This window comes from Knoellia sp. B-D-2 (assembly GCF_057714695.1).
In genome coordinates, this window is sequence record NZ_CM173189.1 from 211,647 (window position 1) to 237,567 (window position 25,921).

25 protein-coding genes and 1 tRNA gene are annotated in these 25,921 nt (G+C 72.2%); 6 read left to right on the forward strand and 20 right to left on the reverse strand.

All coding sequences use genetic code 11. The annotated features are described in order from the left end of the window. Window positions 1-21: 21 nt before the first annotated feature. Entirely contained in the window at window positions 22-843 is an 822-nt protein-coding gene (locus AC3EU2_RS00970) for a dienelactone hydrolase family protein (protein ID WP_488177885.1), read from the forward strand. Between the two features lie 7 nt (window positions 844-850). Here AC3EU2_RS00970 and AC3EU2_RS00975 read toward each other — a convergent pair whose 3' ends face one another. From AC3EU2_RS00975 to AC3EU2_RS01000, 6 genes are all read right to left on the reverse strand, one after another. Continuing rightward, a complete protein-coding gene (locus tag AC3EU2_RS00975; protein WP_488177886.1) occupies window positions 851-1,507 on the reverse strand; it encodes a hypothetical protein in 657 nt (218 codons plus the stop codon). A 116-nt stretch (window positions 1,508-1,623) separates the two neighbouring features. Next, window positions 1,624-1,696 (reverse strand) — tRNA-Ala (locus AC3EU2_RS00980). A gap of 77 nt (window positions 1,697-1,773) precedes the next feature. Continuing rightward, a complete protein-coding gene (locus AC3EU2_RS00985) occupies window positions 1,774-2,454 on the reverse strand; it encodes a histidine phosphatase family protein (RefSeq protein ID WP_488177887.1) in 681 nt (226 codons plus the stop codon). Continuing rightward, entirely contained in the window at window positions 2,451-2,831 is a 381-nt protein-coding gene (gene rsfS / locus AC3EU2_RS00990; RefSeq protein ID WP_035940111.1) for a ribosome silencing factor, read from the reverse strand. Before rsfS ends, AC3EU2_RS00985 begins: the two co-directional genes overlap by 4 nt. Continuing rightward, a complete protein-coding gene (gene nadD / locus AC3EU2_RS00995; protein ID WP_488179415.1) occupies window positions 2,818-3,471 on the reverse strand; it encodes a nicotinate-nucleotide adenylyltransferase in 654 nt (217 codons plus the stop codon). The genes rsfS and nadD overlap by 14 nt, the downstream gene beginning before the upstream one ends. Next, window positions 3,468-3,704, reverse strand: a complete 237-nt coding sequence (locus AC3EU2_RS01000) for a hypothetical protein (RefSeq protein WP_488177888.1) — start codon at window positions 3,702-3,704, stop codon at window positions 3,468-3,470. Before AC3EU2_RS01000 ends, nadD begins: the two co-directional genes overlap by 4 nt. A 509-nt stretch (window positions 3,705-4,213) precedes the next feature. Here AC3EU2_RS01000 and AC3EU2_RS01005 point away from each other — a divergent pair. Next, window positions 4,214-5,182, forward strand: coding sequence for a glycosyltransferase family 2 protein (locus tag AC3EU2_RS01005; protein WP_488177889.1), 969 nt, complete (start codon window positions 4,214-4,216; stop codon window positions 5,180-5,182). Then, window positions 5,179-5,700, forward strand: a complete 522-nt coding sequence (locus tag AC3EU2_RS01010) for a hypothetical protein (protein ID WP_488177890.1) — start codon at window positions 5,179-5,181, stop codon at window positions 5,698-5,700. The genes AC3EU2_RS01005 and AC3EU2_RS01010 overlap by 4 nt, the downstream gene beginning before the upstream one ends. Before the next feature lie 15 nt (window positions 5,701-5,715). On the opposite strand, the gene AC3EU2_RS01015 is transcribed toward AC3EU2_RS01010, so the two are convergent. Next, window positions 5,716-7,035, reverse strand: a complete 1,320-nt coding sequence (locus AC3EU2_RS01015) for a glutamate-5-semialdehyde dehydrogenase (protein WP_488177891.1) — start codon at window positions 7,033-7,035, stop codon at window positions 5,716-5,718. A gap of 108 nt (window positions 7,036-7,143) precedes the next feature. Here AC3EU2_RS01015 and pdxY point away from each other — a divergent pair, with 108 nt between their 5' ends. Further along, a complete protein-coding gene (gene pdxY / locus AC3EU2_RS01020; RefSeq protein WP_488177892.1) occupies window positions 7,144-7,998 on the forward strand; it encodes a pyridoxal kinase PdxY in 855 nt (284 codons plus the stop codon). Window positions 7,999-8,100: 102 nt separating this feature from the next. Here pdxY and proB read toward each other — a convergent pair whose 3' ends face one another. The 6 genes from proB to AC3EU2_RS01050 all read right to left on the reverse strand — a co-directional run bounded on the left by proB (window position 8,101) and on the right by AC3EU2_RS01050 (window position 15,580). After that, on the reverse strand, window positions 8,101-9,228 hold the full coding sequence (proB, locus tag AC3EU2_RS01025) for a glutamate 5-kinase (RefSeq protein WP_488177893.1): 1,128 nt from the start codon (window positions 9,226-9,228) through the stop codon (window positions 8,101-8,103). Window positions 9,229-9,231: 3 nt separating this feature from the next. Beyond that, window positions 9,232-10,767, reverse strand: coding sequence for a GTPase ObgE (obgE, locus tag AC3EU2_RS01030; RefSeq protein ID WP_488177894.1), 1,536 nt, complete (start codon window positions 10,765-10,767; stop codon window positions 9,232-9,234). Between the two features lie 120 nt (window positions 10,768-10,887). Continuing rightward, window positions 10,888-11,157 (reverse strand): 50S ribosomal protein L27, encoded by a 270-nt coding sequence (gene rpmA / locus AC3EU2_RS01035; RefSeq protein ID WP_488177895.1) that lies wholly within the window; start codon window positions 11,155-11,157, stop codon window positions 10,888-10,890. 34 nt (window positions 11,158-11,191) lie between these two features. After that, the gene (gene rplU, locus AC3EU2_RS01040) at window positions 11,192-11,497 is read right to left on the reverse strand and encodes a 50S ribosomal protein L21 (RefSeq protein WP_488179417.1); all 306 of its coding nucleotides are present in this window, start codon (window positions 11,495-11,497) and stop codon (window positions 11,192-11,194) included. Between the two features lie 104 nt (window positions 11,498-11,601). Then, window positions 11,602-14,655, reverse strand: coding sequence for an Rne/Rng family ribonuclease (locus AC3EU2_RS01045; RefSeq protein ID WP_488177896.1), 3,054 nt, complete (start codon window positions 14,653-14,655; stop codon window positions 11,602-11,604). Window positions 14,656-14,830: 175 nt separating this feature from the next. Beyond that, window positions 14,831-15,580, reverse strand: coding sequence for a TIGR03936 family radical SAM-associated protein (locus AC3EU2_RS01050; RefSeq protein ID WP_488177897.1), 750 nt, complete (start codon window positions 15,578-15,580; stop codon window positions 14,831-14,833). A 191-nt stretch (window positions 15,581-15,771) separates the two neighbouring features. On the opposite strand from AC3EU2_RS01050, the gene AC3EU2_RS01055 reads away from it, so the two are divergent. Further along, complete coding sequence (locus AC3EU2_RS01055; RefSeq protein ID WP_488179418.1) at window positions 15,772-16,767, forward strand: TerC family protein; 996 nt, start codon at window positions 15,772-15,774, stop codon at window positions 16,765-16,767. A gap of 20 nt (window positions 16,768-16,787) precedes the next feature. Here AC3EU2_RS01055 and AC3EU2_RS01060 read toward each other — a convergent pair whose 3' ends face one another. From AC3EU2_RS01060 to AC3EU2_RS01075, 4 genes are all read right to left on the reverse strand, one after another. Next, entirely contained in the window at window positions 16,788-17,990 is a 1,203-nt protein-coding gene (locus AC3EU2_RS01060) for an endonuclease/exonuclease/phosphatase family protein (protein ID WP_488177898.1), read from the reverse strand. Between the two features lie 38 nt (window positions 17,991-18,028). After that, entirely contained in the window at window positions 18,029-18,433 is a 405-nt protein-coding gene (locus AC3EU2_RS01065; RefSeq protein WP_488177899.1) for a hypothetical protein, read from the reverse strand. A 70-nt stretch (window positions 18,434-18,503) separates the two neighbouring features. Next, window positions 18,504-18,965 carry a VOC family protein gene (locus tag AC3EU2_RS01070; protein WP_488177900.1) on the reverse strand — a complete coding sequence of 154 codons (462 nt, stop codon included), beginning with the start codon at window positions 18,963-18,965 and terminating at the stop codon, window positions 18,504-18,506. A gap of 95 nt (window positions 18,966-19,060) precedes the next feature. After that, window positions 19,061-21,067 carry a TIGR03960 family B12-binding radical SAM protein gene (locus AC3EU2_RS01075; RefSeq protein ID WP_488177901.1) on the reverse strand — a complete coding sequence of 669 codons (2,007 nt, stop codon included), beginning with the start codon at window positions 21,065-21,067 and terminating at the stop codon, window positions 19,061-19,063. 78 nt (window positions 21,068-21,145) lie between these two features. On the opposite strand from AC3EU2_RS01075, the gene AC3EU2_RS01080 reads away from it, so the two are divergent. Further along, window positions 21,146-21,745 (forward strand): protein-L-isoaspartate O-methyltransferase family protein, encoded by a 600-nt coding sequence (locus AC3EU2_RS01080; RefSeq protein WP_488177902.1) that lies wholly within the window; start codon window positions 21,146-21,148, stop codon window positions 21,743-21,745. Window positions 21,746-21,857: 112 nt separating this feature from the next. Here the strand turns inward: AC3EU2_RS01080 and AC3EU2_RS01085 are convergent, their stop codons facing one another. From AC3EU2_RS01085 to AC3EU2_RS01095, 3 genes are all read right to left on the reverse strand, one after another. Continuing rightward, window positions 21,858-23,738 carry an AMP-dependent synthetase/ligase gene (locus AC3EU2_RS01085; protein ID WP_488177903.1) on the reverse strand — a complete coding sequence of 627 codons (1,881 nt, stop codon included), beginning with the start codon at window positions 23,736-23,738 and terminating at the stop codon, window positions 21,858-21,860. Between the two features lie 112 nt (window positions 23,739-23,850). Continuing rightward, entirely contained in the window at window positions 23,851-24,993 is a 1,143-nt protein-coding gene (locus tag AC3EU2_RS01090; RefSeq protein ID WP_488177904.1) for an FtsW/RodA/SpoVE family cell cycle protein, read from the reverse strand. Beyond that, window positions 24,957-25,919: a bifunctional riboflavin kinase/FAD synthetase gene (locus AC3EU2_RS01095; protein WP_488177905.1), complete on the reverse strand. Its 963-nt coding sequence runs from the start codon at window positions 25,917-25,919 to the stop codon at window positions 24,957-24,959. The genes AC3EU2_RS01090 and AC3EU2_RS01095 overlap by 37 nt, the downstream gene beginning before the upstream one ends. Window positions 25,920-25,921 lie beyond the last annotated feature (2 nt).

The following is a 25,921-nucleotide window of genomic DNA, read 5'->3' on the forward strand; positions in this document are numbered from 1 at the left end:
GCCAGCGTGGATGATGCGTGCATGGCCGACGACGCGTACCCGGACTTCTCGCTCGAGCGGTTCGAGCGCTCCGGGGTCAGCCGTCGGGTCCTGCGGTCGGGCCGGGGTCCCGCCGTCATCATCATCTCGGAGCTCCCCGGCATCACGCCGGCCGTGCTCCACTTCGCCCGCCGGGTGCGGGACATCGGCTGCACGGTCGTCCTGCCCGAGCTGTTCGGTGTCACCGGCCGGGACGTGCACCCCGGGGCGCACGGCTGGGGCGGCACCCTCACCGGCCTGGCCCGGGCTGCGGCGCAGGTCTGCGTCAGCCGGGAGTTCACCCTGCTCGCGACGCACCGCACCTCGCCCGCCGTGCCGTGGCTGCGCCGGCTCGCCGCGGCCGAGCACCAGCGCTGCGGCGGGCCCGGCGTCGGCGCGGTCGGCATGTGCCTCACCGGCGGCTTCGCGCTCGCCATGGCCACGGACGAGCGCGTGCTCGCGCCGGTCCTCGCCCAGCCGTCCCTGCCGGTGCCCCTCACGCGGGCCCGGGCTCGCTCGGTCGACATCTCCCCCGAGGACCTGGCCGTCGTGCAGCAGCGGTGTGCCGCCGGCCTCTCCGTCCTCGGCCTGCGCTTCGCGGGCGATCGGCTGTCGCCGCGGGACCGCTTCGCCCACCTCGCGCGGGTGCTGGGCGACGCGTTCGTCGCGGTCGAGCTCCCCGACGACTCGGCCAACCCCGACGCGCTCCTCTCGCCGCACTCCACGCTCACCGAGCACCTCGTCGACGAGCCCGGCCAGCCGACCCACGACGCGCTCGAGCAGGTCCTCGACCTGTTCCGCGCCCGCCTCCTCGCACCCTCCTGAGCCACGGTCACTCGGCGGTCGGGAATCGCACGTCGAGCATCTCCGCCCCCAACAACCTGCGCGCCACCTGGAGCTGGACTGCGAACCACACGACCGCCGCGGCGCCCGCGCACGCGACGACGACCGCCGTCGAGCCGTGGGCCCACGCCGCGACGAGCGCCCCGGTCGTGGCGGCCACCATCGTGTTGATGACGACGAGGAAGAACGACGTGCTCCCGATGACGTGCGCCACCATCGGGCGCCGGTTGCCCAGCGTGTAGGTCGCCATGAGTCCGGCCCGGTCGTCGTGTGACGAGGCCGTGAGGTACGGCTCGATCTCGGGTGCCAGCTCGACGTAGGCCGCCCGCAGCCGGTTCATCCCGCGGATGAGCTCCGCGTCCTCCTGGCTGGCCAGCACCACCCGCAGCGCGGTCAGGGAGCCGATGACGAGCGAGGCCACCGCGAAGCAGGTGCCCAGCCCCAGCAGCGAGCGGTCGAAGCCCACGCCCTGGGCGACGAGCGCGAGGACGACGAGGAAGGCCGACATCACGGTGAGCAGGATCGAGATCCGGCTCATGATCTCGCTCCACGTCATCGAGCGGGTGCCGAGCAGGCTCCAGTGCTCGGTGGCGAGCAACGTCGCGAGCTCGGGCCGCGGCCTCGGCTCGTCGGGGTCGACCGCCATGCGCACCTCCTCCACCCGGCACTCCCCCGAGTGTCCACCTCGCCCGGACCAGCGCGCCAGAGCGGGAGACGCAGCAGGACCGGACACCGTGGTGTCCGGTCCTGCTGATCCTGGGGTGGAGCTGAGGGGATTCGAACCCCTGACCCCTTCCATGCCATGGAAGTGCGCTACCAACTGCGCCACAGCCCCGAGTCGCCTCGGTGGGACGTCCCCCTGCGGGGACTGCGGAAGTCTACGACGGGGCTCGCCGAGCGACCAAATCGGGGTCAGGCAACGGGGCCGTGGGCGTCCAGCGAGGCCGCCGCCGACTGGTTCCACGTGTGGATGCGCCACCCGGCGCGACCCTCGACGAGCTCGGCCCAGTGGCAGTTGCCCAGGCCACCGAGCGCGATCCAGGCCGTGCGCTGGTCGAGTCCGACGAGGTCGGCCGCGAGGGCGCGTCCCGCGACCCCATGGGTGGCGATGACCGCGCACTGGCCCGCCTCGAGCCCGTCGAGCAGGGCGTCGACCCCGGCGCGGCACCGGGCGGCGACGTCGGCGACGGACTCGCCGTGACCGCCCCGCTTGAAGTCGTCACCGCGGAGCAGCCGGTCCATGTCCTCGGGGTAGCCGGCGCGCACCTGCTCGCCGGTCAGCCCCTGCCATGCACCGGCGTGGATCTCACGGAAGCGTTCGTCGGTCGTGAGCGGTATGCCGTCCACCCGGGCCACCGTCTCGCCCGTCACCCGCGCGCGGGACAGGTCGGAGGCGACGACGCGCACGGGTTCGAAGGCCGCGACCGCGCGGGCGGCGGCCACCGCCTGCTCGACACCCCGCTCGGACAGCGGTGAGTCGAGCTGGCCCTGCCAGATCCCGGCGGCGTTGTGGTTGGTCTCGCCGTGCCGGAGCACGATGAGGCGACGCGGGGAGTCCTTCGCCATGACGCGGGCGTTGGGCCCGAGGGTCACCGGCCGCCCTGCTCGGTGCCGACGGCACCCAGGTCCACCTCGGGGCAGTCCTTCCAGAGGCGCTCGAGCTCGTAGTACTCGCGCTCGTCGTCGTGCTGGACGTGCACGACGATGTCGCCGAAGTCGATGAGGACCCAGCGGCCGTCGCGCTGACCCTCGCGGCGGACGGGCTTGGAGCCCATCTCCCGCAGCGAGTCCTCGACCTCGTCGACGATGGCGCCGACCTGGCGCTCCGTCTCGGCGGAGGCGATGACGAAGATGTCGGTGATCGCGAGCTGCTCGCTCACGTCGATGCCGACGATGGTAGTGGCGAGCTTCTCGGCGGCCGCGTGGGCGGCGGCGCGAGCAAGCTCGAGGGAACGGTCAGTGGCTGGCACGGGACTCCTCGGCTTTGGGGGGTGCGTCGGACGACGGACCCGGTCCACCGGCATACAGGTGGTGTTTGTTGATGTACTGGACGACACCGTCGGGCACGAGGTACCAGACGGGCTCGCCGTCGGCGACGCGCTCACGGCAGTCCGTCGAGCTGATCGCCATGGCCGGCACCTCCTGGAGGGTGACACCGTCCTGCGGCAGTCCCGACTCGGACAGCTCGTAGCCGGGGCGGGTGACCCCGATGAAGTGCGCGAGGTCCCAGAGCTCGTCGACGTCCTTCCACGAGAGGATCTGGGCCAGCGCGTCGGCGCCGGTGATGAAGAACAGCTCGTCGTCGGGGTGCTGCTGGCGCAGGTCCCGCAGCGTGTCGATCGTGTAGGTCGGCCCGGCCCGGTCGACGTCGACCCGGCTCACCTGGAAGCGCGGGTTGGACGCCGTCGCGATGACCGTCATGAGGTAGCGGTGTTCGGCCTCGCTGACCACCCGCTCGGCCTTCTGCCACGGCTGGCCGGTCGGCACGAAGATGACCTCGTCGAGGTCGAAGTGGGACTGCACCTCCGAGGCGGCGACGAGGTGACCGTGGTGGATGGGGTCGAACGTCCCACCCATCACGCCCAGGCGGCGTCGTCGGTCTGCGCTCAGTGCTCACCCTTGTCGTGCATCGTGCCGCCGTGGGCATGCGCGACGTCGGTCGAGTGGTGGTCGTTGCGCTCGGTCGGCGGGGTGTGCTTCTGCGCGGTCCCTCGGAAGGACCACAGCACGGCGAGGAGCAGGGCGAAGGAGGCCAGGGCGAGGACCCCGAAGGCCCAGGGGGGCATCGGGAGGTCGTGCTGGGCGGCTTCCTCGGCGAGGACACGAGCGGCGTGCGACGTCATGGGCTGCAGCCTACCGTCACCGTTGTCCACCGGCGCCGTCCACAGGCCTGTGCACGGGAGCGTGGCGGAGGGTCGCTTCCTGTGGACGACACGCGCGGGCGGCACCGTTCGGCGAGAAACTTGCCGATCATGTTGCGCCACAGGACCTCTGGGGGCTAGACAGGACCCCACGGACTCCGCTCCGGGCCGTTCGGGTTCGCTCGAGGACCGGAGTGGTGTCAGGTCGAAGGAGAACGGCTGTGCCTCGGTCCCGGCAACGGGACCGGCTGGGGGTGACCCCTGACGCGAGCGACGTCGCGGGGCGCACCGCGGCCGACGGCCAGAGTCGAAGTTCGTTCCGGTCCAGCCGGGACGACGCCACTGTCGCGTGGCCCCCTCGGCGGGTTCGCCCACCGGGAACGACCGGCTCGCTCGAAGGGCTTGGCCCCGAGCCGGAGGCCCCCGACCTCATACGTCGGGGGCCTTCGGTGTGTGCCCGGGGAACGCGGCCGCCGATTACGCTGAGCCCCATGTCCGCGCCCCCCTCCGCCATCACGTTGAGCATCGTCATCCCGATGTTCAACGAGGAGGCCGTCCTGCCGCTCCTCGTCGAGAGGCTGCGCCCGCTCGCGGACGGGCTGCGGACGGCATACGAGGTCGTGGCGGTGGACGACGGCAGCAGCGACGCCACCCCGGTCCTGCTCGAGCGCCTGCGGCGCGACTGGCCCGAGCTGCGGGTCGTGCGGCTGCGCGCCAACTCGGGCCACCAGGCCGCGATCTCCGCCGGGCTGCAGCGGGCGCGTGGCGACTACGTCGTCACCATCGACGCCGACCTGCAGGACCCGCCCGAGGTCATCGCCGAGATGCTCCGGGTCGCGCGGGAGGAGGGCGTCGACGTCGTCTACGGCGTCCGGGAGGACCGCTCGACCGACACCGCCTTCAAGCGCCACTCGGCGGGGCTGTTCTACCGGGCCATCCGCCGCCTCGCCGACATCGACGCCCCCGTGGACGCCGGCGACTACCGCCTCATGTCCCGCGCCACCGTCGACGCGGTCAACTCGCTGCCCGAGCACAACCGGGTCCTCCGGTTCGTCGTCCCCGCGCTGGGCTTCCCGTCCGCGTCGGTCGGCTACACGCGGGAGGTGCGGGCGGCCGGCACCTCCAAGTACCCCCTCGCCAAGATGCTCCGGCTCTCCGTCGACTCGGTGACCGGCTTCTCGCTCACCCCGCTGCGCTTCGCGACGTGGCTGGGGCTGCTCGGCGGCCTCGCCGCGCTCGGTGTCCTCGCGTACGCCGTCATCGCGCGCATCCTCGGCCACGCCCTCCCCGGCTGGACCTCGACGGTCGTCATCGTCGCCGCCGTGGGCGCCGTCCAGCTGCTCGCGCTGGGCATCCTCGGCGAGTACGTCGGACGGATGTACGGCGCGATGCAGGCCCGCCCGACGTACTTCGTCGCCCACGACTCGCTCGACGCACCGAACCACGCTCGCCGCCCGTGAGGCAGCGCCGGGTGCTGGGTGGCGCGGCCGTGCTGCTCGTCGCCCTCATCTGCCTCACGGCGTGGTCCGTGCTGCGCGACGACGAGACCGGGGCGCAGTCGCTCGCCGCGCGCACGCCCGACGGCGCCCTGACCTTCACCGTCCCCGCGACGTGGCGCACCCTCCCCTGCCCGGCCGACGAGGGCGACTGCCTGCGCGTCACGTCGCCCGGGATGACCGAGGCCCAGGCGGCGACGGTCTCGTTCCTGCCGCCCGACCCGGTCGCGGGTACCCCGATCGACGCGCTCGTCAACCCGGACGTCACCGTGCCGGGGAGCAGGTCGGTGACCGTCGACGGGCTGCCGGCCATGCGGCTCGACCCCGACGAGCAGCAGGGACAGGACGCGATCCTCGTGGCCGGACGCGCCCGGACGACGGTCGGCTCCACCTTCATGGTCCTGTGCCCGGTCGGCGGGGAGCTCGAGCGCTCGCAGGCCATGTGCGACCAGATCCTTCGAACGCTCAAGGTCACGCGCTAGGGCTGCTCGACCCGGTCAGCGGATCTGGCCGTCACCCTCGACGATCCACTTCGTCGTCGTGAGCTCGGGCAGCGCCATCGGTCCACGCGCGTGGAGCTTCTGGGTGGAGATGCCGATCTCGGCGCCGAACCCGAACTCGCCGCCGTCGGTGAAGCGGGTCGAGGCGTTGACCATGACGGCGGCCGCGTCGACCTCGGTGGTGAAGCGGCGGGCGGCGGCGCGGTCCTCGGTGACGATCGCCTCGGTGTGCCCGCTGGTGTGGGCGTGGATGTGCTCGAGCGCCGCGTCGAGGTCCGGGACGACCGCCACGGCCATCTCCAGCGCGAGGTACTCGGTGTCCCAGTCCTCCTCCGTCGCGGGGACGTGGGGGGTGCCTGCCGCCTGCGCGACGCCCCCGGCCGCCGCGTCCGTGTGCAGCACCACGCCGGCCTCGGACAGGGCGGCGAGCACTCGCGGCAGGAAGGTGTCGCGCAGGGCGTCGTGCACGAGGAGCGTCTCGGCGGCGTTGCACACGCTCGGCCGGTGGGTCTTGGCGTTGACGGCGATCGCGAGCGCCTTGTCGAGGTCGGCGGCCGCGTCGACGTAGACGTGGCAGTTGCCGACCCCGGTCTCGATGACCGGCACGGTGGACTCGGTGACGACGGTGTGGATGAGGCCCGCTCCCCCGCGCGGGATGATGAGGTCGACGAGGCCGCGGGCGGTGAGCAGGGCCCGCACGGCGTCGCGGCCGCCGTCGAGCAGGCCGATCGCGTCCGCGGGCAGGCCCTGGGCCTCGAGCGCGGCGCGCATCGCCGCGACGAGCGCCCGGTTGGTCGACTCGGCCGCGGAGCCCCCGCGGAGGATGACGGCGTTGCCGGACTTGAGGGCCAGGCCGGCGGCGTCGACGGTGACGTTGGGGCGGGCCTCGTAGACCATCCCCACGACCCCCATCGGCACCCGGACCTGGCGGATCTGCAGCCCGTTGGCGAGCGTGGAGCCGCGCACCACCTCACCTACCGGGTCGGGCAGGGCGGCGATGTCGCGCAGGGCGCCGGCCACCGCCGCGAGCCGCTCGGCCGTCAGGGTGAGCCGGTCGACGAGGCCCTCGTCCATGCCGCCGCGGCGACCGCGCTCGATGTCCTCGGCGTTGGCGGCGACGACCTCGTCGGTCGCCGTGTCGAGGGCGTCGGCGAGGGCCCGCAGGGCCGCGTCCTTGTCGGCCCGGCTCAGCAGGGCGAGCCGCCGGGACGCCACCCGGGCGCGGGTCGCGAGGTCGGCGACGCGGGCGACGTCGCCGGTGCTGACCGGGGCGGTGCTGACGGGGGCGGTGCTCACGGGGGTGGCGGGCGCGGACATGGGTCAAGCGTAGGTCGCGCCCCCCGGGCTTGCGTCTGCGTCGATGGTGAGGTTCCTGACCATCCACGCAGACGCAGGCGGTCGGGGGGTGGTGCGAGGATGGCGGGCGTGACGACGATCCTCTCCATCCAGTCCTCGGTCGCCTACGGCCACGTCGGCAACAGTGCGGCGGTCTTCCCCCTGCAGCGGCTCGGCGTCGAGGTGTGGCCGGTCCACACGGTGAACTTCAGCAACCACACCGGCTACGGCGCGTGGCGCGGGCCGCTGCTCGCCGCCGACGACGTCCGCGAGATCATCACCGGCATCGAGGAGCGTGACGCGATGCCCGAGGTCGACGCCGTCCTCTCCGGCTACCAGGGCGGCGAGGCGATCGGCGACGTGATCCTCGACGCCGTCGCGCGCGTCAAGGCGGCCAACCCGTCGGCGATCTACGCGTGCGACCCGGTCATGGGCAACGCGACGTCGGGCTGCTTCGTGCACCCCGCGATCCCCGTGCTGCTGCGCGAGCGGGTCGTGCCCAAGGCCGACCTCATCACGCCCAACCAGTTCGAGCTCGGCTTCCTCACCGAGACCGAGCCGGAGAGCCTCGAGGACACCCTCGCCTCGGTCGAGCGGGCCCGCGAGATGGGGCCCTCGACCGTGCTCGTCACTTCGGTCCTGCGCCCCGACCGGCCCGAGGGCACCATCGAGATGCTCGCCGTCCACGGCGACGGGGCCTGGATCGTGCAGACCCCGCAGCTGCCGATGAAGGCCAACGGCTCCGGCGACGTCACCGCCGCGCTCTTCACCGCGCACCTCCTCGAGACCGGCGACGCGGGCGTGGCCCTCGGCCGGACGGTGTCGAGCGTGTTCGACCTGCTCCAGCGCACCTTGGACTCCGGCCGGCGCGAGCTCCAGCTCGTGCAGTCGCAGGAGGAGATCGCCCACCCGCGGATGCAGTTCGAGGTCCAGCAGCTGAGCTGAGGCGCCCGCCCGGACCGGCAGGTCCCGCTCCCCCTGTCGTTCCCGACCGTCCACGGCGCCCGGGGAGCATGGACCGGCGAGAACGACAGGGACGAGCTGGCCTCAGAGCATGACGAGGTCGTCGCGGTGGATGACCTCACGTTCGTACGCCGCACCGAGGTCGCGGGCGAGGTCGTGCGTGCTGCGGCCGAGCATCGGCGGCAGCTCGTTCGAGGAGTAGTTGACGAGCCCGCGGGCGATGGCCCGACCGTCCGGCGCGCACACGTCGACGGGGTCGCCCCCGCTGAACGTCCCCTGGACCTCGACGATGCCGGCCGGGAGCAGCGACGTGCGCCGCTTGGTGAGGGCGGTGACCGCGCCGTCGTCGACGACGAGTCGGCCGCGGGCGGTGGTGGCGTGGGCGATCCACAGCTGGCGCGAGGCCCGCGACCGGGACTGCGGCGCGAACACCGTCCCCACGTCCTCCCCCGCGAGGGCACGTCCCGCGTCCGCGAGGCGGGACAATACGGTCGGTATGCCGGCCGCCCCCGCGATGCCGGCCGACTCCACCTTGGTGGCCATGCCGCCACTGCCGACCGAGCTGCCAGAGCCGCCGATCTCGATGCCGTCGAGGTCCGCGAGCGAGAGCACCGCGGGGATGCGGGAGGACCCGGGTCGCGACGGCGGGCCGTCGTAGAGCGCGTCCACGTCGGTGAGCAGGATGAGCGCGTCGGCACCGACGAGGTGCGAGACGAGGGCGGCCAGCCGGTCGTTGTCACCGAAGCGGATCTCGTGGGTGGCGACGGTGTCGTTCTCGTTGACGACCGGGACGATGCCGAGGTCGAGCAGGCGGGTCAGGGTGCGGCGGGCGTTGGTGTAGTGGGTGCGCCGGGTGACGTCGTCGGCGGTGAGCAGCACCTGGCCGACGGTGAGGTGGTGGGCGGCGAACGCGCGGGCGTAGGCCGCGACGAGCGCACCCTGCCCCACCGACGCCGCCGCCTGCTGGGTGGCGAGGTCACGGGGGCGGGAGCTGAGCCCGAGCGGCCCCAGGCCCGCGGCGATCGCCCCCGAGGAGACGAGGACGACCTCGCCCCCGCGGGCACGCACCGACGCGAGGTGGTCGACGAGCGCGACGAGGCGGGACTCGTCGATCGCCCCGCCGCCGGGACCGGTCAGCGAGGACGAGCCGACCTTGACGACCACGCGCCGCGCCTCGCCGACGGCAGCGCGGAGCAGCGCCTCAGTGCCCACCGCTCACTCGTCGGTGTCGTCGCCGCGGACCGTGGCCCAGTGCCCGGCCTTGCGCTCGGCGGCGAGCTGGTCGCGAGCGGCCGTCTGGGCGTCCTTGCGGCCGTGGAACTCGTTGCGCTTCTCGCCGCGAGTCTTGCGGTCGTTCTCGCCGAGGCGCAGGTCGGTGCCACGCGGGCCGGTGAGCAGCTCGGCACCGGCGGCCATGGTGGGCTCCCAGTCGAAGACGACCGAGTTCTCCTCCGGGCCGATGACCACGGTGGACCCCGCGACGGCGCCGGCCTTGTAGAGCTGCTCCTCGACGCCGAGGCGGTTGAGCCGGTCGGCGAGGTAGCCGACCGCCTCGTCGTTGGAGAAGTCGGTCTGGTGGATCCAGCGCGAGGGCCGGTCTCCAAGGACGCGGAAGATCTCACCGTCGGAGGTGTTCTCGCGCTTGACGGTGAAGCCGGTGTCGTCGACGGCCTTGGGCCGGACGATGGCGCGCGGCCGCTCCACGACCAAGGCCTCCATCTCGGCCCGGGCGGCGGCGACGTGCTTGGCGAGCGAGAAGGTCAGCTCCTTGAGCCCGATGTGGGCGACGGCACTGACGATGTGCACCTCGAGCCCGCGCGCCTCGAGGTCGGGCTTGACCATCTCGGCCAGGTCACGCGCGTCGGGCACGTCGGCCTTGTTGAGGACCACGATGCGGGTGCGCTCGGAGAGCGGCCGGCCACCGAGGCTGTTGTCGGGCACGTAGGCGGCGAGCTCGGCCTCGATGACGTCGAGGTCGCTCATCGGGTCGCGGTTCGGCTCCAGCGTCGCGCAGTCGACGACGTGGACGAGCACCGAGCAGCGCTCGACGTGGCGGAGGAACTCCAGGCCGAGGCCCTTGCCCTCGCTCGCGCCGGGGATGAGGCCCGGGACGTCGGCGATGGTGAAACGGGCCGACCCTGCCGTGACGACGCCGAGGTTGGGGATGAGCGTCGTGAACGGGTAGTCGGCGATCTTGGGCTTGGCCGCGCTCACGACCGACACGAGCGAGGACTTGCCGGCACTCGGGAAGCCGATGAGGGCGACGTCGGCGAGCGACTTGAGCTCCAGCACGATGTCGAGGGACCCCCCGGGCTCACCGAGCAGGGCGAAGCCGGGAGCCACGCGGCGCGCGGAGGCGAGCGCCTTGTTGCCGAGCCCGCCGCGGCCACCCTGGGCGACGACGAACGTCGTGTCGTGGCCGACGAGGTCGGCGAGGACCTCACCCGCGGTGTTCTTGACGACCGTGCCCTCGGGGACGGGCAGCACGAGGTCGGCGCCGTCGCCGCCGTTGCGCTCGTCGCCGGCTCCCGGCTTGCCGTTGGCCGCGCGGCGGTGGGGGGTGTGGTGGTAGTCGAGCAGCGTCGTCACCTGCGGGTCGACGGCGAGGACGACCGAGCCGCCCTTGCCGCCGTTGCCCCCGTCGGGACCACCGAGCGGCTTGAACTTCTCGCGCTTGACCGAGGCCACGCCGTGCCCGCCGTCACCGGCCGCGACGTGCAGCTCGACGCGGTCCACGAAGTTGACGGCCATGGGGGTTCCTCTTTCGACGACGCTGGCGTGCTGGGGGTGAAGTCTACGGCGAACTGAAAAGCGCCCGTATGCCGTGCGATGAGCACGCGGCATACGGGCGCCTTGGTGGTGAAGCTGGGGTCACGACGCGGAAACGGTCTCCGCGGGAACGATGTTGACGACCTTGCGGCGACGCCGGGTCCCGAACTCGACGTTGCCCGCGATGAGCGCGAACAGCGTGTCGTCGCCACCGCGGCCGACACCCTCACCGGGGTGGAAGTGCGTGCCGCGCTGGCGGACGATGATCTCGCCCGCGTTGACGAGCTGGCCGCCGAAGCGCTTGACGCCGAGTCGCTGGGAGTTGCTGTCGCGACCGTTACGGGTCGAGGACGCACCCTTCTTGTGTGCCATGTCTGCCTACCTTCGTGAGTCTGTGAACGGACGCTCAGGCGTCGATCGAGGTGATCTTGACCTGGGTCAGCGGCTGGCGGTGGCCCTGACGCTTGCGGTACCCGGTCTTGTTCTTGTACTTCATGATCGTGATCTTGGGGCCCTTGGCGGCCTTGAGGACCTCGGCCTTGACGGACACCTTCGCCAGCTTCGCGGCGTCGGAGGTGATGGTCGAGCCGTCGACGACGAGAAGGGGGGTCAGGTCGATGTTGTCGCCGTCCTGGCCGATCTTGTCGATGAGGAGGATGTCTCCGACGGAGACCTTCTCCTGACGACCGCCTGCGCGAACAATCGCGTACACAGTGGAACTCACTTTCGATTCAGGATGCGCTCGCTCTGGTTGACCGGCCAATAGCTACCCCATGACACAGGACATCGGCTCGGTGGGCGCACCGACGGTCTAGGTTAGCGGTCGCCCTCGGGCTGGTCCAAATCCGTGGCCTTGGGCGGTCCGGCCGGTGCGACGACGCGACCGCGCTTGCGACGCGCGCGCACGACCGGCTGGTCGATCGGGGCGGGGGTGGCGACGACCGGCGGTGCGGACACCACCGGAGAGGCCTCCTCGGCGACGGCCGCGGGAGCGTGCTCGACCGGCGCGGCCGGCGCCTCCTCGACCGGCGCGGCCGGAGCGTCCTGGACCGCGTCCGACGTCGTGTCCTGCTCGACGGGCGCCGCAAGGTCGGCCACGTCGTCGTCGGCCGGCTCGCCGGACATCGACTTGATGGCGGCGGCGTGTGCGGCGGCGGCGATCTGGGCGGCGGTCGGACCCGACGGGGTCGACGGCGCCTCGGGGGCGGACTCGCGCTGGGCCGGGGCGGGAGCGGTGTCGCCGCCCTTGCCTCGACGGGTGCGGCCACCACGACCGGGGGCGGTGCCGCCCTTGTCGGCGCCGTGGCCACCCGAGTGGCTGTGGCCGGAGTCGCCCTGGCCCTCGGACCGGTCCACCGGCTCGGCCTGGACGATGATGCCGCGGCCGGCGCAGTGCTCGCACGGCTCGGAGAAGACCTCGATGAGGCCGGACCCGACCCGCTTGCGGGTCATCTGGACGAGGCCGAGCGAAGTGACCTCGGCGACCTGGTGCTTGGTGCGGTCACGGCCGAGGCACTCGAGGAGGCGCCGGACGACGAGGTCGCGGTTGGACTCGAGGACCATGTCGATGAAGTCGATGACGATGATCCCGCCGATGTCGCGCAGGCGCAGCTGGCGGACGATCTCCTCGGCCGCCTCGATGTTGTTCTTCGTGACGGTCTCCTCGAGGTTGCCCCCGGAGCCGACGAACTTGCCGGTGTTGACGTCGACGACGGTCATGGCCTCGGTGCGGTCGATGACCAGGGAGCCACCCGAGGGCAGCCACACCTTGCGGTCCATCGCCTTGGCGATCTGCTCGTCCACGCGGTGGTGCGTGAACAGGTCGTCCTCGGAGGTCCAGTGCGTGAGGCGCTTGGCGAGGTCGGGTGCGACGTCGTCGACGTAGCCGCTGACCTCGCTCCACGCCTGGTCGCCAGAGACGACGAGCTGGCTGAAGTCCTCGGTGAAGACGTCGCGGATGACGCGGACGGTGAGGTCGGCCTCGCCGTGCAGCAGCACGGGGGCTCCCCCACTGCCGCCCTTCTTGGACCCGGCCGCCTTGGCCTTCGCCTGGATGGTGTCCCAGGCCTTGGTGAGGCGCTCGACGTCGGCGCGCAGCTCCTCCTCGGAGGCGCCCTCGGCCGCGGTGCGGACGATGACACCGGCGGAGTCCGGCACGACCTCCTTGAGGATGGCCTTGAGGCGGGCCCGCTCGGTGTCGGGGAGCTTGCGGGAGATGCCCGTCATCGACCCCTCGGGGACGTAGACGAGGTAGCGGCCCGGCAGCGAGATCTGGCTCGTGAGGCGGGCGCCCTTGTGACCGATGGGGTCCTTGGTCACCTGGCAGAGGACGGTGTCGCCCGAGCCCATGGCGTTCTCGATGCGCTTGGCCTGGTGCTGCTCGAGGCCCGCGGCGTCCCAGTTGACCTCGCCGGCGTAGAGGACGGCGTTGCGGCCCTTGCCGATGTCGACGAAGGCGGCCTCCATCGACGGGAGGACGTTCTGGACGCGACCGAGGTAGACGTTGCCGGCCATCGACGCGTTGGACTCGCGCGAGACGTAGTGCTCGACGAGGACGCCGTCCTCGAGGACCGCGATCTGGGTCTTGTCGCCCTTGCCGCGGACAGCCATGATCCGCTCGACCGACTCACGGCGGGCCAGGAACTCGGCCTCGGTGATGATCGTGCGGCGACGGCCCGCCTCGCGGCCCTCGCGGCGACGCTGCTTCTTGGCCTCGAGCCGCGTGGAGCCCTTGACGGCGGTCGGCTCGTCGCGCTCCGTGCGGGGCTCGCGCACCCGCGTCACGGTGCCGGGCGGGTCCTCGTTCTCGCTGGCCGAGCCGGCGCGGCGGCGACGGCGGCGACGGCGGCTCGAGCCGTCCTCACCGGTCTCGGTGTCGGACGCCTCGTCCGGGCCGCTGCCGCCGGCGCCGGCGCTGGACGCCTGGTCGCCGTCCCGGGTGTCCTCTGTGCTGTCGGACTCGCCCTGCTCGGACCGGTCGTTGCTGCCCCGGCCGCGTCGACCGCGACCCCCGCGGCGACGGCGACGGCCGCCGTCCTGGGTGTCGTCGCCGGCGTCGTCGCCGCTCGCGTCGTCGCTCTGGTCGTCGGTGGTGTCCGTGGCGTCGTCGGGCGCGTCCACGGTCGGGGTGCCCGCGGCCCCCCGGGACCTGCGGGAGCCGCGGGGGGCACGGGTGCCGACGGCGCGCTCCGGCGCCTTCTCCTGCTCCTGCTCCTCCTCCTGCTGCTGCAGTTCCGGCGCCTTCTCCTGCTCCACGGCCGGCGCCGGGCGCTCGGTCGGGGCCTGCGCGGGCGAGGTGGCCCGGCGACGGCGGGGGGCGCTGACGTCGGGAGCCTGGAACAGCAGCCCGAAGGAGGGCGCGGCGGGGGCGTCGCCCGAGGCGGGCTCCGCCACGATCTCCTCGACGTCCTCGTCGACCTCGGCCTCGGTGTCGACGACCGCGCGCTCGACGGCCGGTGCGACGGCGGTGAGGTCGTCGGTGTCGGGCTCGATGGCGGCGTCGGCGACGGGTGCCTCGTCCGCGGCGGGTGCCTCGTCGGCGGGGGCGGGAGCGAGGGCCTTCTTGGCGCGGGTGGCCTTCTTGGCGACCTTCTTCACGGCCTTCTTGACGGTCTTCTTCGCCGCCGCCTTGGCGGGGGCGGCGGACGGGCTCGCGTCATCGGACGCGTCCGCGGTGGCGCCGTCCGACGACGGGACGTCGTCGGACGCGGGCGCCGCGTCCGGCGCCGCGTCGGGCGTCGTCACCGGCGCCGCGGCCTTCTTGGTCGCTCGGCGGCGACGGGGAGCAGCGGCGGGAGCCGGCTCGGTGACGCCGACGTCCAGCGTGGGGGCGTCGCCCTCGGGCGTGGTGGGGAGGTCCTGGTCAGCCATGTGGGTGGCCCTTCCGGCGCCACGTGGCCGCCAGCCACACCGTCCGGGCTCTCACCCTGACCTGTCGGCCCCGTGGGGCTCGCATCGTGATCGTGCCGGGCGAGTTGCTCGACACGGAAGTCGTGTGCTGTCCCTGGTGCAGTTCGCGCGGCTTCGAGATCCGCAGCGGCACCGATCAGGGAACGACGGCGTCCTTGTCGGCGGCCAGTGGATCGGCCACCCCGGCAGCTGCAGCAAGCAGTGGGCCCTGGGCCAGTCGAGTCACCAGGGGGGGGACCGGTGGCCTGAGGTCGGAGACTGCGTGCAGTGCGGTCAGGATGTCATCGGGGCGAACGGACGGTGTGGTGTGCCGAACGACCATCGTCAGTATCGCACAGAACGGGTCCTCGCTCTCGGTGGCGACCATCGACACGACCGCGGAACGCACGTCGAAGGTGCGTGGTCCGGTCTTGAAGGTGCGGGTCACCTCTACGTGGTCGACCGCGAGGAAGCGCTCGACGGCATACGTCAGGGTCTCGTGGGAGACCTGGCGCATCTCGAGGTGCCAGACGCTCGCCTCGAGCCGCTCGGCGAGGCTGCCCGGCCCCGCCTCGACGACCTCGACGACGTCGAGGTCGGCCGGCAGGGCGTCGTCGAGGGCGCGCTGCAGCGCCTGCGGGTCGACCCGCTCGGTGACGGAGATCTCGAAGTACTCCGCCTCGCTCGCGGTGCCGGTCGGGGCGGCGTTGGCGTAGCTGATCTTCGGGTGGGGGTGGAACCCGGCCGAGAACGCCATCGGGACCCCGGAACGCCGCAGCGCGCGCTCGAGGGCGCGGGCGAAGTCGCGGGTGGACGAGAACCGCAGCCGACCGCGCTTGGCGTAGCGGATGCGGAGCTTCTGGACCGCCGGGGGCGGGGGCGGACCTTCGGGGATGCGACGAGCCATGGTGGAACCAGACTAGGTGCCCGGACGTTCGCACCCCCGAGGGGAGTACTTCCCAAGCTCGTTCCGGACAGTTCGACCACCCCGACGGTGGTCCCGGTGCGGCACCGGCCCCACGACGCGGCCGGTGAAGGAGACCTCACCATCTCCCATGGTGAGGACCCGCTGTGCTCTCTCTTCTGCCCGCTGCCCCGATGACCTCGGTCGGCACGCCCACCCTGTGGTTCCTGACGGTCGCCGGCGTCATCGCCCTGCTCGTCCTCGACTTCCTCGTCACCCGCCGACCCCACGAGGTCTCGATGCGCGAGGCGGTCTCGTGGTCGGCGTTCTACGTCGCCATCCCCCTGACCTTCGGCCTGTGGGTGTGGAACGCCCACGGCGGCGAACGGGGCCTGGAGTACTACACCGGGTACCTCGTCGAGAAGTCGCTGTCGGTGGACAACCTCTTCGTCTTCCTCCTGCTCCTCACGGCCTTCGCCGTGCCGAAGGAGTACCAGCAACGGGTGCTGCTCATCGGCGTCGCGGGAGCGCTGGTGCTGCGCGGCATCTTCATCGCCCTCGGCGCCCAGCTGATCGCGGCCTTCTCGTGGGCCTTCCTGCTCTTCGGGGTGATCCTGCTGCTCACCGCCGTCAAGGTGCTGCGTGACGCCCTCTCGCACTCGGACCACGCCGTCGACATCACCACGCTGCGCTCGGTGCAGGTGCTGCGCCGCTTCTGGCCGGTCACCGAGGAGTACCACGCCACCCGGCTCTCGGTGCGCGAGAACGGGCGCCGGGCCCTCACCCCGATGGCCCTGGTCGTCGTCGCCATCCTCGGCACCGACATCGTCTTCGCGATCGACTCGGTGCCCGCGGTCTACGGCATCACCGAGGACCCGTACCTCGTGTTCGCGACCAACGCGTTCGCCCTCCTCGGGCTGCGCGCTCTCTACTTCGTCCTCCAGGGGGCGTTGGGCTCGCTCGCGCACCTCGGTCACGGCCTCGCGGCGATCCTCGCCTTCATCGGGGTCAAGCTCGTCCTGCATTGGGCCCACGACGTGTGGGCCTGGGTCCCGGAGGTCCCCACGCTGCTCTCCCTCGGCGTCATCGTCGCGATCCTCGCGACCGTCACGACCACGAGCATCCTGGCGCGCCGACGCGACGAGCGTCGCGCGGGCGCCAACCCCCCGGTCGAGACCGCGGACCGCTGACCGGGGGACGACAGGGTCGCTCAGCGCAGCGTGACGTCGGCCCAGACCAAACGGTGGTCGCTCGTCGGGAAGGGGAAGACGCCGGTGAGCCGGAACAGCGGGTCCGCCTGGACGGGCCAGAAGACGCCGGCGTCGCGGACGGTGAAGTGCCGCGACAAGAGCGTGTAGTCGACCCGCAGGTTGCCGGGCGCGCCGTCGGCGAAGTCCGCGGTGTCGTACCTCGGGTCGCCCCGGTGCGTGATGTTGGCCCCACCCTGGAGGCGGGCGGCCTCGACGGCCCCCTCGGAGGTCGCCTCCGGGTCGACGATCCGCTTGTTCCCCAGCAGCTGGTGGATCGCCCCGTCGTAGGAGTCGCCGTCGAACGGGTCGGCGTTGTAGTCACCGAGGATGACGAAGCTCTCGCTCGGGTTGAGGCCGCCGCGACCACCCTCGTCGTCGTAGACGTAGCCGGACCGGCCCGGCGTGACGTAGTCGGCCCAGAAGCGGATCTCGTCGTGGTTGCGGCGGCCGTTGCGGTCCTCCGGCCCGTCGAAGGTCGGCGGCGTCGGGTGCGCGGCGAGGACGTGGACGGTGCGCTTGCCGACGGTCACCGGGACGTCCCAGTGCGACTTGCTCGACAGTCGCAGGATGTCCTGCTCCTCCGTCGAGTACCAGTCGGCCGGGAGGACGTTGCCGGGCATGTCCTTCCAGAGGAAGTGCTGGAAGGACCGGACCGCGTCGGTCTGGATCGGGTGCTTGGACAGGACGACCATGCCGTACTGCCCCGGGAAGAGGCCGAACCCGAACGCGTCGTCACCACCGCCGACGGTGCCGTCGTTGTTGAGGTCGAACCCGCTCGGGACACCGGTGTTCACCGGGGCGACGAACGCGTACGGGTAGTCGACCGGCGACGCCCCACCCTGACCGACCTCGAGGTAGTTGTCGCGGAACAGGTCGACGGCGGTGCCACCCTCGACGTAGTCGAACTCGTTGAGCAGGACGACGTCGGGGTCGGTGCGCTGGATGACCTCGGCGACGGCCCTGGCCTGCGCGTTGTCCGGGGTGGACAGGTCGCGCACGAGCTGGCCCTGGGCGTTGCGGTTGAGCGAGAGGTTGTACGTCGCGACCCGCAGGTCCTGGCCGCGGTCCGCGCGCGCGCCGGACGCGCTCGGGGCGGTGACGGCCATCGGGGCGAGGGTGAGCAGGGCGGCGGCGCCGGTCATGGCGGCACGGGCGAGGTTCATGGGTGGTCCTCCGTCGGGGTCCAAGGGGTTCCCCCAACCTAGCCACGGACGCGGACGCGGTGAAGGTCCGAAGGTGAAGGCTTCGTGAACGCGTATGCCGTCCGCCCACCCAATCGGTACCGCTCGGGTCGCTCGGGGCGCTCGCCTCGGCCCGCCCGCCGCAGCACCATGTCGCAGACGACGAGGTTGGCGAGCAGCGCCGTCCACTGGGCATACGGCGTCGCGGCCCCGGCGGCCTCGCCGACGGCGATCCCGTCCACCCAGGCCAGCTCGACGGCGACCAGCGCCGTCCCGAGGACGAGAGCGGTGAGCGGGACCAGGGTCACGGCATACAGGCGGGTCGTCCAGCGACGGCGCAGCCGTGCGCTCCCGCGGCGGCGCGCCCGGTGGGCCAGCGCGGCGACGACGAGCCAGGCGAGCGCGAGGACGGCGAACCAGGACATGCGACGAGCCTCGCGGCACGTGGCCGCAGCCGGAATCGGGACCGACCCGGAGTGGACCCCGAGCCAGCCCTCAGTCGAGGCAGAACTCGTTGCCCTCGGGGTCGGTCATGACGATGAAGCCGGCCTCCATCGGCGGGTCCGGCTCGACCCGTCGCTGGCGCGCCGCGCCCAGCCCCACCAGCCGCGCGCACTCCGCCTCGAGGGCGTCCATCCGTGCGTCACCCTCCAGCCCGGGGGCCGCCCTCACGTCGAGGTGGACCCGGTTCTTGACGACCTTGTCCTCGGGCACCTGCTGGAAGAACACGCGCGGCCCGTCCCCGTCGGGGTCCTCGATGGCGGAGCGGCTGTTGCGCTGGCCCTCCGGGACGCCCATCTGCGCGAGGACGTCGTCCCACGCGGCCAGCGGGTCGGCGTCGGGCAGGAGCTCGACCCCGGGTGGCGCGGGATGGACGTAGCCCAGGGTGTCGCGCCAGAAGGTCGACAGGGCCCTGGGGTCGTGCGCGTCGAAGGTCACCTGGATCGTGCGGCTCACGGCGGGCTCCTCACTTCGGGGACGGGTCCACCTCAGCGTCGCACCGCCCCCCGACAGCCGGGGGCCGTTCGTCCGGACGAGTCGCCCGGCCTCGGTCAGGCCCCCGCGTGGGAGTGCTCGGCCATGCCCGCCCTGCCGGCGCCGAGGACGGTGAGCGGCAGCAGGTGCTTGCCCGTCGGCCCGATCTCGATCTCGGTGCCCAGCTGCGGGCAGACGCCGCAGTCGAAGCAGGGCGTCCAGCGGCAGTCGTCGACCTCGGTCTCGTCGAGGGCGTCGAGCCAGTCCTGCCAGAGCCACTCCTTGTCGAGGCCGGAGTCGACGACGTCCCAGGCCAGGACCTCGGACTCCTGCCGCTCGCGCGTGGTGTACCAGTCGACGTCGATGGGCCACTCGCTGGCGGCGAACGCCTTCTCGGCCGCGGCCATCCACAGGTCGTAGGAGAAGTGCTCGCTCCACCCGTCGAACCGGCCGCCGTCGCGCCACACCTGTTCGATGACGGCGCCGACGCGTCGGTCGCCGCGCGAGAGCAGTCCCTCGACGATGCCGGGCTTGCCGTCGTGGTAGCGGAACCCGATCGAGGAGCCGTAGCGGCGGTCGGCCCGGATGGCGTTGCGCAGCTTCTCCAGCCTGGCGTCGGTCTCGTCGGCCGACAGCTGGCTGACCCACTGGAACGGCGTGTGCGGCTTGGGCACGAACCCGCCGATCGAGACGGTGCAGCGGATGTCCTTGCGGCCGCTCACCTGACGGCCGGTCTCGATGACGCGCTTGGCCAGCTCGGCGATCTGGAGGACGTCCTCGTCGGTCTCGGTGGGGAGCCCGCACATGAAGTAGAGCTTGACGTTGCGCCAGCCCCCGCCGTAGGCCGCGGCGACCGTCGAGATGAGGTCCTCCTCGGTCACCATCTTGTTGATGACCTTGCGGATCCGCTCGCTCCCACCCTCCGGTGCGAAGGTGAGGCCGGAGCGGCGGCCGTTGCGGGTCAGCTCGTTGGCGAGGTCGATGTTGAAGGCGTCGACGCGGGTCGACGGGAGCGACAGCCCGGTCTGCGTGCCCTCGTAGCGGTCGGCCAGGCCCTTGGTGATCTCGGCGATCTCGGAGTGGTCCGCGCTCGAGAGCGAGAGCAGTCCGACCTCCTCGAACCCGGTCGCCGCCAGCCCGCGCTCGACCATCTCGCCGATGCCGGTGATGGAGCGCTCGCGCACCGGACGGGTGATCATCCCGGCCTGGCAGAAGCGGCAGCCGCGGGTGCAACCACGGAAGATCTCGACCGACATGCGCTCGTGCACCGACTCGGCGAGCGGCACGAGCGGCTGCTTCGGGTACGGCCACTCGTCGAGGTCCATGACGGTGTGCTTCGAGACGCGCCACGGCACGCCGGGCTCGGTGGGGGCGATCCGCTGGATGCGCCCGTCCGGGAGGTAGCTGACGTCGTAGAAGCCCGGCACGTAGACCCCGCCCGTGCGCGCGAGGCGCAGCAGCAGCTCACGGCGACCACCCGGCATACCCTCGCGTTTCCACCCGGCGACGAGCTCGCTCACCATGAGGACCGCCTCCTCGCCGTCCCCGATGATCGCCGCGTCGATGAAGTCGGCGATCGTCTCGGGGTTGAACGCGGCGTGTCCACCGGCGACGACGACCGTGTCGCCGTCGGTGCGGTCGCGGGCGTGCAGCGGGATCCCGGCGAGGTCGAGCGCGGTGAGCATGTTGGTGTAGCCGAGCTCGGTCGAGAACGACAGTCCGAGCACGTCGAAGTCCCCGACGGCGCGGTGCGAGTCCACGGTGAACTGCGGGACCCCGCTCTCGCGCAGGAGGGCCTCCATGTCGGGCCACACGGCATACGTCCGCTCGCAGAGCACGTGGGGACGCTCGTTGAGGACCTCGTAGAGGATCATCGAACCCTGGTTGGGGACGCCGACCTCGTACGCGTCGGGGTACATGAGCGCCCAGCGGACCGTCACCTCGGCGGGGGTGTCCGCGCCGCAGTCCCAGTCCTTGACGGTCGAGTTGAGCTCGCCGCCGACGTACTGGATGGGCTTGCTCACCTGCTCGAGCAGGGGCTCGAGCTCGGGGAACAGCGAGGCGCCAGCGGTGCGGGTGTCCATCCGTCCAGCGTACGTTCGCGGCGCCGCTGTCCCCAAAGTCGGGCCGCGCCAGCGCGCCCCGCGGAGGACACTGGGGTGATGGACGCCGCGCAGCGGGTGGCGGAGGCGATGGCCGCGTGGCCGCGCGAGGGGTTCCTGCCCCGGCGCGAGCGGCGTCATGCCCGGCGCGACGGACCGCTGCCCATCGGCCACGGTCAGACGAACTCCCAGCCGCGCACGGTGGCGGCGATGCTCGAGCTCCTCGACGTGCAGGCGGGCGACTCGGTGCTCGACGTCGGGGCGGGGTCGGCGTGGACGACGGCCCTGCTCGCCCACCTCACCGGGCCGACCGGCAGGGTGCTGGGGGTGGAGCGGATCCCCGAGCTCGCCGCCGCCGGCGCCGCGAACCTCGACGAGACCGGTATGCCGTGGGCTCGCCTCGGTCTGGCCGTGCCGGGGGTCCTCGGCTCACCGGACGACGGGCCGTTCGACCGGATCCTCGTGTCGGCGGAGGCGCAGACCCTCCCCCGGGCCCTCGTCGACCAGCTCGTCCCCGACGGGGTCATGGTCATCCCGGTGCGGGGGTGGATGCACCGGGTGCGGCGCGACCCGGGCTTCGACGGCGACGGCAACGCCACCGGCGACGCGCAGGTCGAGATCCACGGCGCCTACCGCTTCGTCCCCCTCATCGAGGACTGAGCCGCGCTCCCCTCCCCTCCTCGCGCGCAACGTCCCGACTTATTGCGCATTCCGGCCGCAGCAACGCGACTCATGTCGCGTTGCTACGGCCGGAATGCGCAATAAGTCGGGGTCAGCTGCCGGCGTAGTGCGCGTCCAGGTCGTCCTTGTAGCGCTCGGTGACGACCTTGCGCTTGAGCTTGAGGCTCGGGGTGAGCTCTCCGCCGTCGACGGTGAGGTCCTGGTCGAGGATCGTGAACTTCTTGATCGTCTCCCAGCGGTTGAGCCCGGCGTTGAGCTGGTCCACGTAGCCCTGGACCATGTCACGGGCGGCGTCCGAGGTGACGACCTCCGCGTAGGGCTTGCCCGCCATCCCGTTGGCCTCGGCCCAGCCGGTCATGGCGTCGGGGTCGAGGGTGACGAGGGCGGAGACGAAGTTGCGGTCGGCGCCGTGGACGACGAACTGGCTGACGTAGGGGCACAGGCCCTTGAACTGCGACTCGATGATCGAGGGCGCGACGTACTTGCCGTTGGACGTCTTGAAGAGGTCCTTCTTGCGGTCGGTGATCTTGAGGAAGCCCCGGTCGTCGAGCTCGCCGATGTCGCCGGTGTGGAACCAGCCGTCGGCGTCGAGGACCTCGGCGGTCGCCTCGGGGTTGTTGTGGTAGCCGTCCATGATGCCGTCGCCCCGCAGGAGCACCTCGCCGTCCTCGGCGATCCGGAGCTCGGTGCCGGGCAGCGGCCAGCCGACGGTGCCGTAGCGGTAGGCGCTGGGCCGGTTCACCGTCGTCGCCGCGGAGGACTCGGTGAGCCCGTAGCCCTCGCCGACGAGCATCCCCATGGAGTCGAACCAGCGGCCCACGTCCTGGTTCAGCGCGGCCGAGCCGGAGATGAACAGGCGCACCCGGCCGCCGAAGCGGTCGCGCACCTTGCTGAGGACGAGCTTGTCGGCGAGCGAGTACTTGGTGGCGAGCAGGCCGCTCGGGTCCTTGCCCTCGGCGCGCAGCGCGCTCACCTCACGGCCGACCCCCTCGGCCCAGCGGAAGAGCTTGAGCTTCACGCCGCCGTCGGACTCCATCATCATCTGGACCCGGTTGTAGGCCTTCTCGAAGATGCGGGGGGCCGCGCCCATGAAGGTCGGCTTGACGACGGCGAGGTTGTCGACGATCTTGTCGATGCGACCGTCGATGGCCGTCGGAAAACCGATCTGCAGCGGCAGGGTGAGGAGCAGCTTGCCGAACACGTGGGCCAGCGGCAGCCAGAGGTACTGCAGGTCGTCGTCCCGCAGGATGCCGGTCGAGTCGGTCGCGGCGACCTCGTAGGTCCACGACTTGTGGAGCAGCCGCACGCCCTTGGGACGTCCCGTCGTGCCGGAGGTGTAGATGATCGTCGCGAGGCGGTCGGGGGTGAGGGCGTCGATCCGCTCGTCGATGAGGCCGGGGTTGCGCTCGAGGCCGGTGCGGCCGAGCGCCTCGAGCGAGTCCAGGCTGATGACCCAGTCGTCCTCGCCCGTCGCGGCCTCGGGGTCGAAGGTGACGACCTTGGAGACGCCGGGGATGGTGGAGGCGATCCGGCGCAGCTTGGCGACCTGCTCGGCGTTCTCGGCGAAGACGACCTTGCTCTGCGAGTCGCCGAGGATGAAGGCGACGTCGTCGTCGATGGTCGTCGGGTAGATCGTCGTCGTGACACCGCCGGCGACCATGACGGCGAGGTCGGCCAGGGCCCACTCGTAGCGCGTGGACGAGGCGACGGCGACGCGGTCCTCCGGTCCGACGCCCAGCGCGACGAGGCCGGCGCCGATCGCGTAGACCGTCTTCTGGACCTCGGCCCACGAGACGGTGACCCACTCGTCGCCGGACTCGCGGACCTTGGCGTACATGAACGCGTCCGAGTTCGGCGTCGCCGTGACCCGGTCACGGAAGAGGTGCCCGACACTGGCCGCGCGCTCCTCGATCAGGCGCTGGTCGACGGGCTCGTCGGCCGGTGAGTGGATCTGGGCAGTGGCAGCAGGCATCTCGTGGTCCTCGTCTTTGGGGAGCGCTTGCGCGGAATGCTGCCACAGCGGACGCTCCGGGGGGCGGCGGTCGGCCCAAACGTGACCGACGGGTAACCCGCCCGACCCGGGTTCAGGTGCGGCGGCGCTCGCGCTGCCCCGCCGCATACGCGGCGTTGACGACGCCGATGGCGAGCCACGACGCGAACATCGACGACCCGCCGTACGAGATGAACGGCAGCGGCAGCCCGGTGACGGGCATGACGCCGAGGTTCATCCCGACGTTCTGGAAGACCTGGAAGGCGAGCCACGTGCCCACCCCGATGCCGACGAACCGGCAGAACGCGTCCGGGGACCGGCCGGCCACGACGAAGATCCGGATGACGATGAAGGACAGCAGACCGAGCAGCCCGGCGGCCCCGACGAAGCCGAGCTCCTCCCCCGCCACCGAGAAGATGAAGTCGTTGAGCTGGTAGGGGATGAACCCGCCCTGCGTCTGGCGGCCCTCCATGAAGCCCTGCCCCGTCCAGCCCCCGGAGCCGATCGCGAGCCTGACCTGGCGGGTCTGGTAGCCGATGCCCTCCGGGTCTGCGCTCGGGTCGGCGAAGGCGAGGAGCCGGTTGCGCTGGTAGTCCGAGAGCAGCGGCGTCGTCAGGGCCGCGACGACGACCCCGGTGGCCGCGAGCGCGATGCCGGCGACCCAGCGGCGCGAGGCCCCGGCGACCGCGATGACGACGAACGCCAGCGCCCCGAGCACGACCGCCGACCCGAGGTCGGGCTGCAGCATGATGAGCGCGACGGGCACGGCGGCGAGGGCCCAGCCGAGGGCCACGTCGCGTCCGCTCGGCGCGACCCGGCGCTCCCACCGCTCGGCGAACACGAACGCGAGGACGAGGACGAGGCCGACCTTCGCGAACTCCGACGGCTGCACGGTGAAGCCCGCCGCCACCGGGATCCACGACCGCGACCCGTTGACGGTGAGCCCGAGCGGGGTGAGCACCGCGACCAGGCCGAGCAGGGAGACGCCGTAGATCCACGGCGCGACGAGCCGCAGGCCGTGGTGCCCGAGGAGGGTGACGCCGACCGCGAGCGCGATGCCGATGGCGGTGTTGAGGAGATGACGGGCGAGGTATGCCGTCCCTGCCGCTTCGTGGGTCGCCGACCAGACCAGCAGCGCACCGACGAGCGAGGTGCCGGCCGCCCCGAGGAGGAGGCCGACGTCCTGCCGGAGCCAGCGGGTCAGGAGTGGACGATCTGGGTGAGCACCGAGCGGCACTGCTCGACGTCCTCGGCCATGGCGACCATGAGGTCGTCGATGCTGTCGAAGCGCAGGGTCGGGCGGATGTGCTCGACGAACTCGACCATGACGCGCTCGTCGTAGAGGTCGAGGTCGTCGCGGTCGAGGACGTAGGCCTCGACGGTGCGCCGGTCCTCGGTGTCGAACGTCGGGTTGGTCCCGATCGAGACCGCGGCCGGCATGGTGCGGTCGGGCTCACCCTCGCCGAGGTCGAGCCGGGTGAGCCAGCCGGCGTAGACGCCCTCCGCGGGCACGAGCCCCTCGGAGTCGGGTGCCAGGTTCGCCGTCGGGTAGCCGAGCTCGCGGCCGCGGTGGTGGCCGTGGACGACCGTGCCGACCACGCGGTGGGGACGGCCGAGGACGCGGGCCGCCGCGGCGACGTCGCCGGCTCGCAGGGCACGGCGGACGGAGGTCGACGACCAGCGCTCGCCCTCCCCCAGGTCCTGCAGCGCGACGACCTCGAACCCGAGGGTCGCACCGAGCTCGCGCAGGGTGTCGACGTCGCCGGAGTTCCGGTAGCCGAACTTCGTGTCGACCCCGACGACGACGACGTGGGCGTCGAGCCCGTCGACGAAGGTCCGCCGGACGAACTCCTCCGGGCTCTGCCGCGCGAACTCCGCCGTGAACGGCAGGACGAGCAGGCCGTCGATGCCGGTGGCCTCGAGGAGGTCGTCGCGCAGTGTGCCGGGGGCGATGAGCTCGGGGGCGCGCTCGGGGTGCAGCACCGCGACCGGGTGCGGGTCGAAGGTGACGGCGACCGTGGGCAGGTCGAGCTCGGCACCGGTCTCGAGCAGCTGGTGGAGCACCGCCCGGTGGCCGCGGTGGACGCCGTCGAAGTTGCCCATGGTGACGACGCAGGGCCGCAGCTCGTCGGGGGTGGCTGCGGGGTCGGTGAACCGGTGCACGC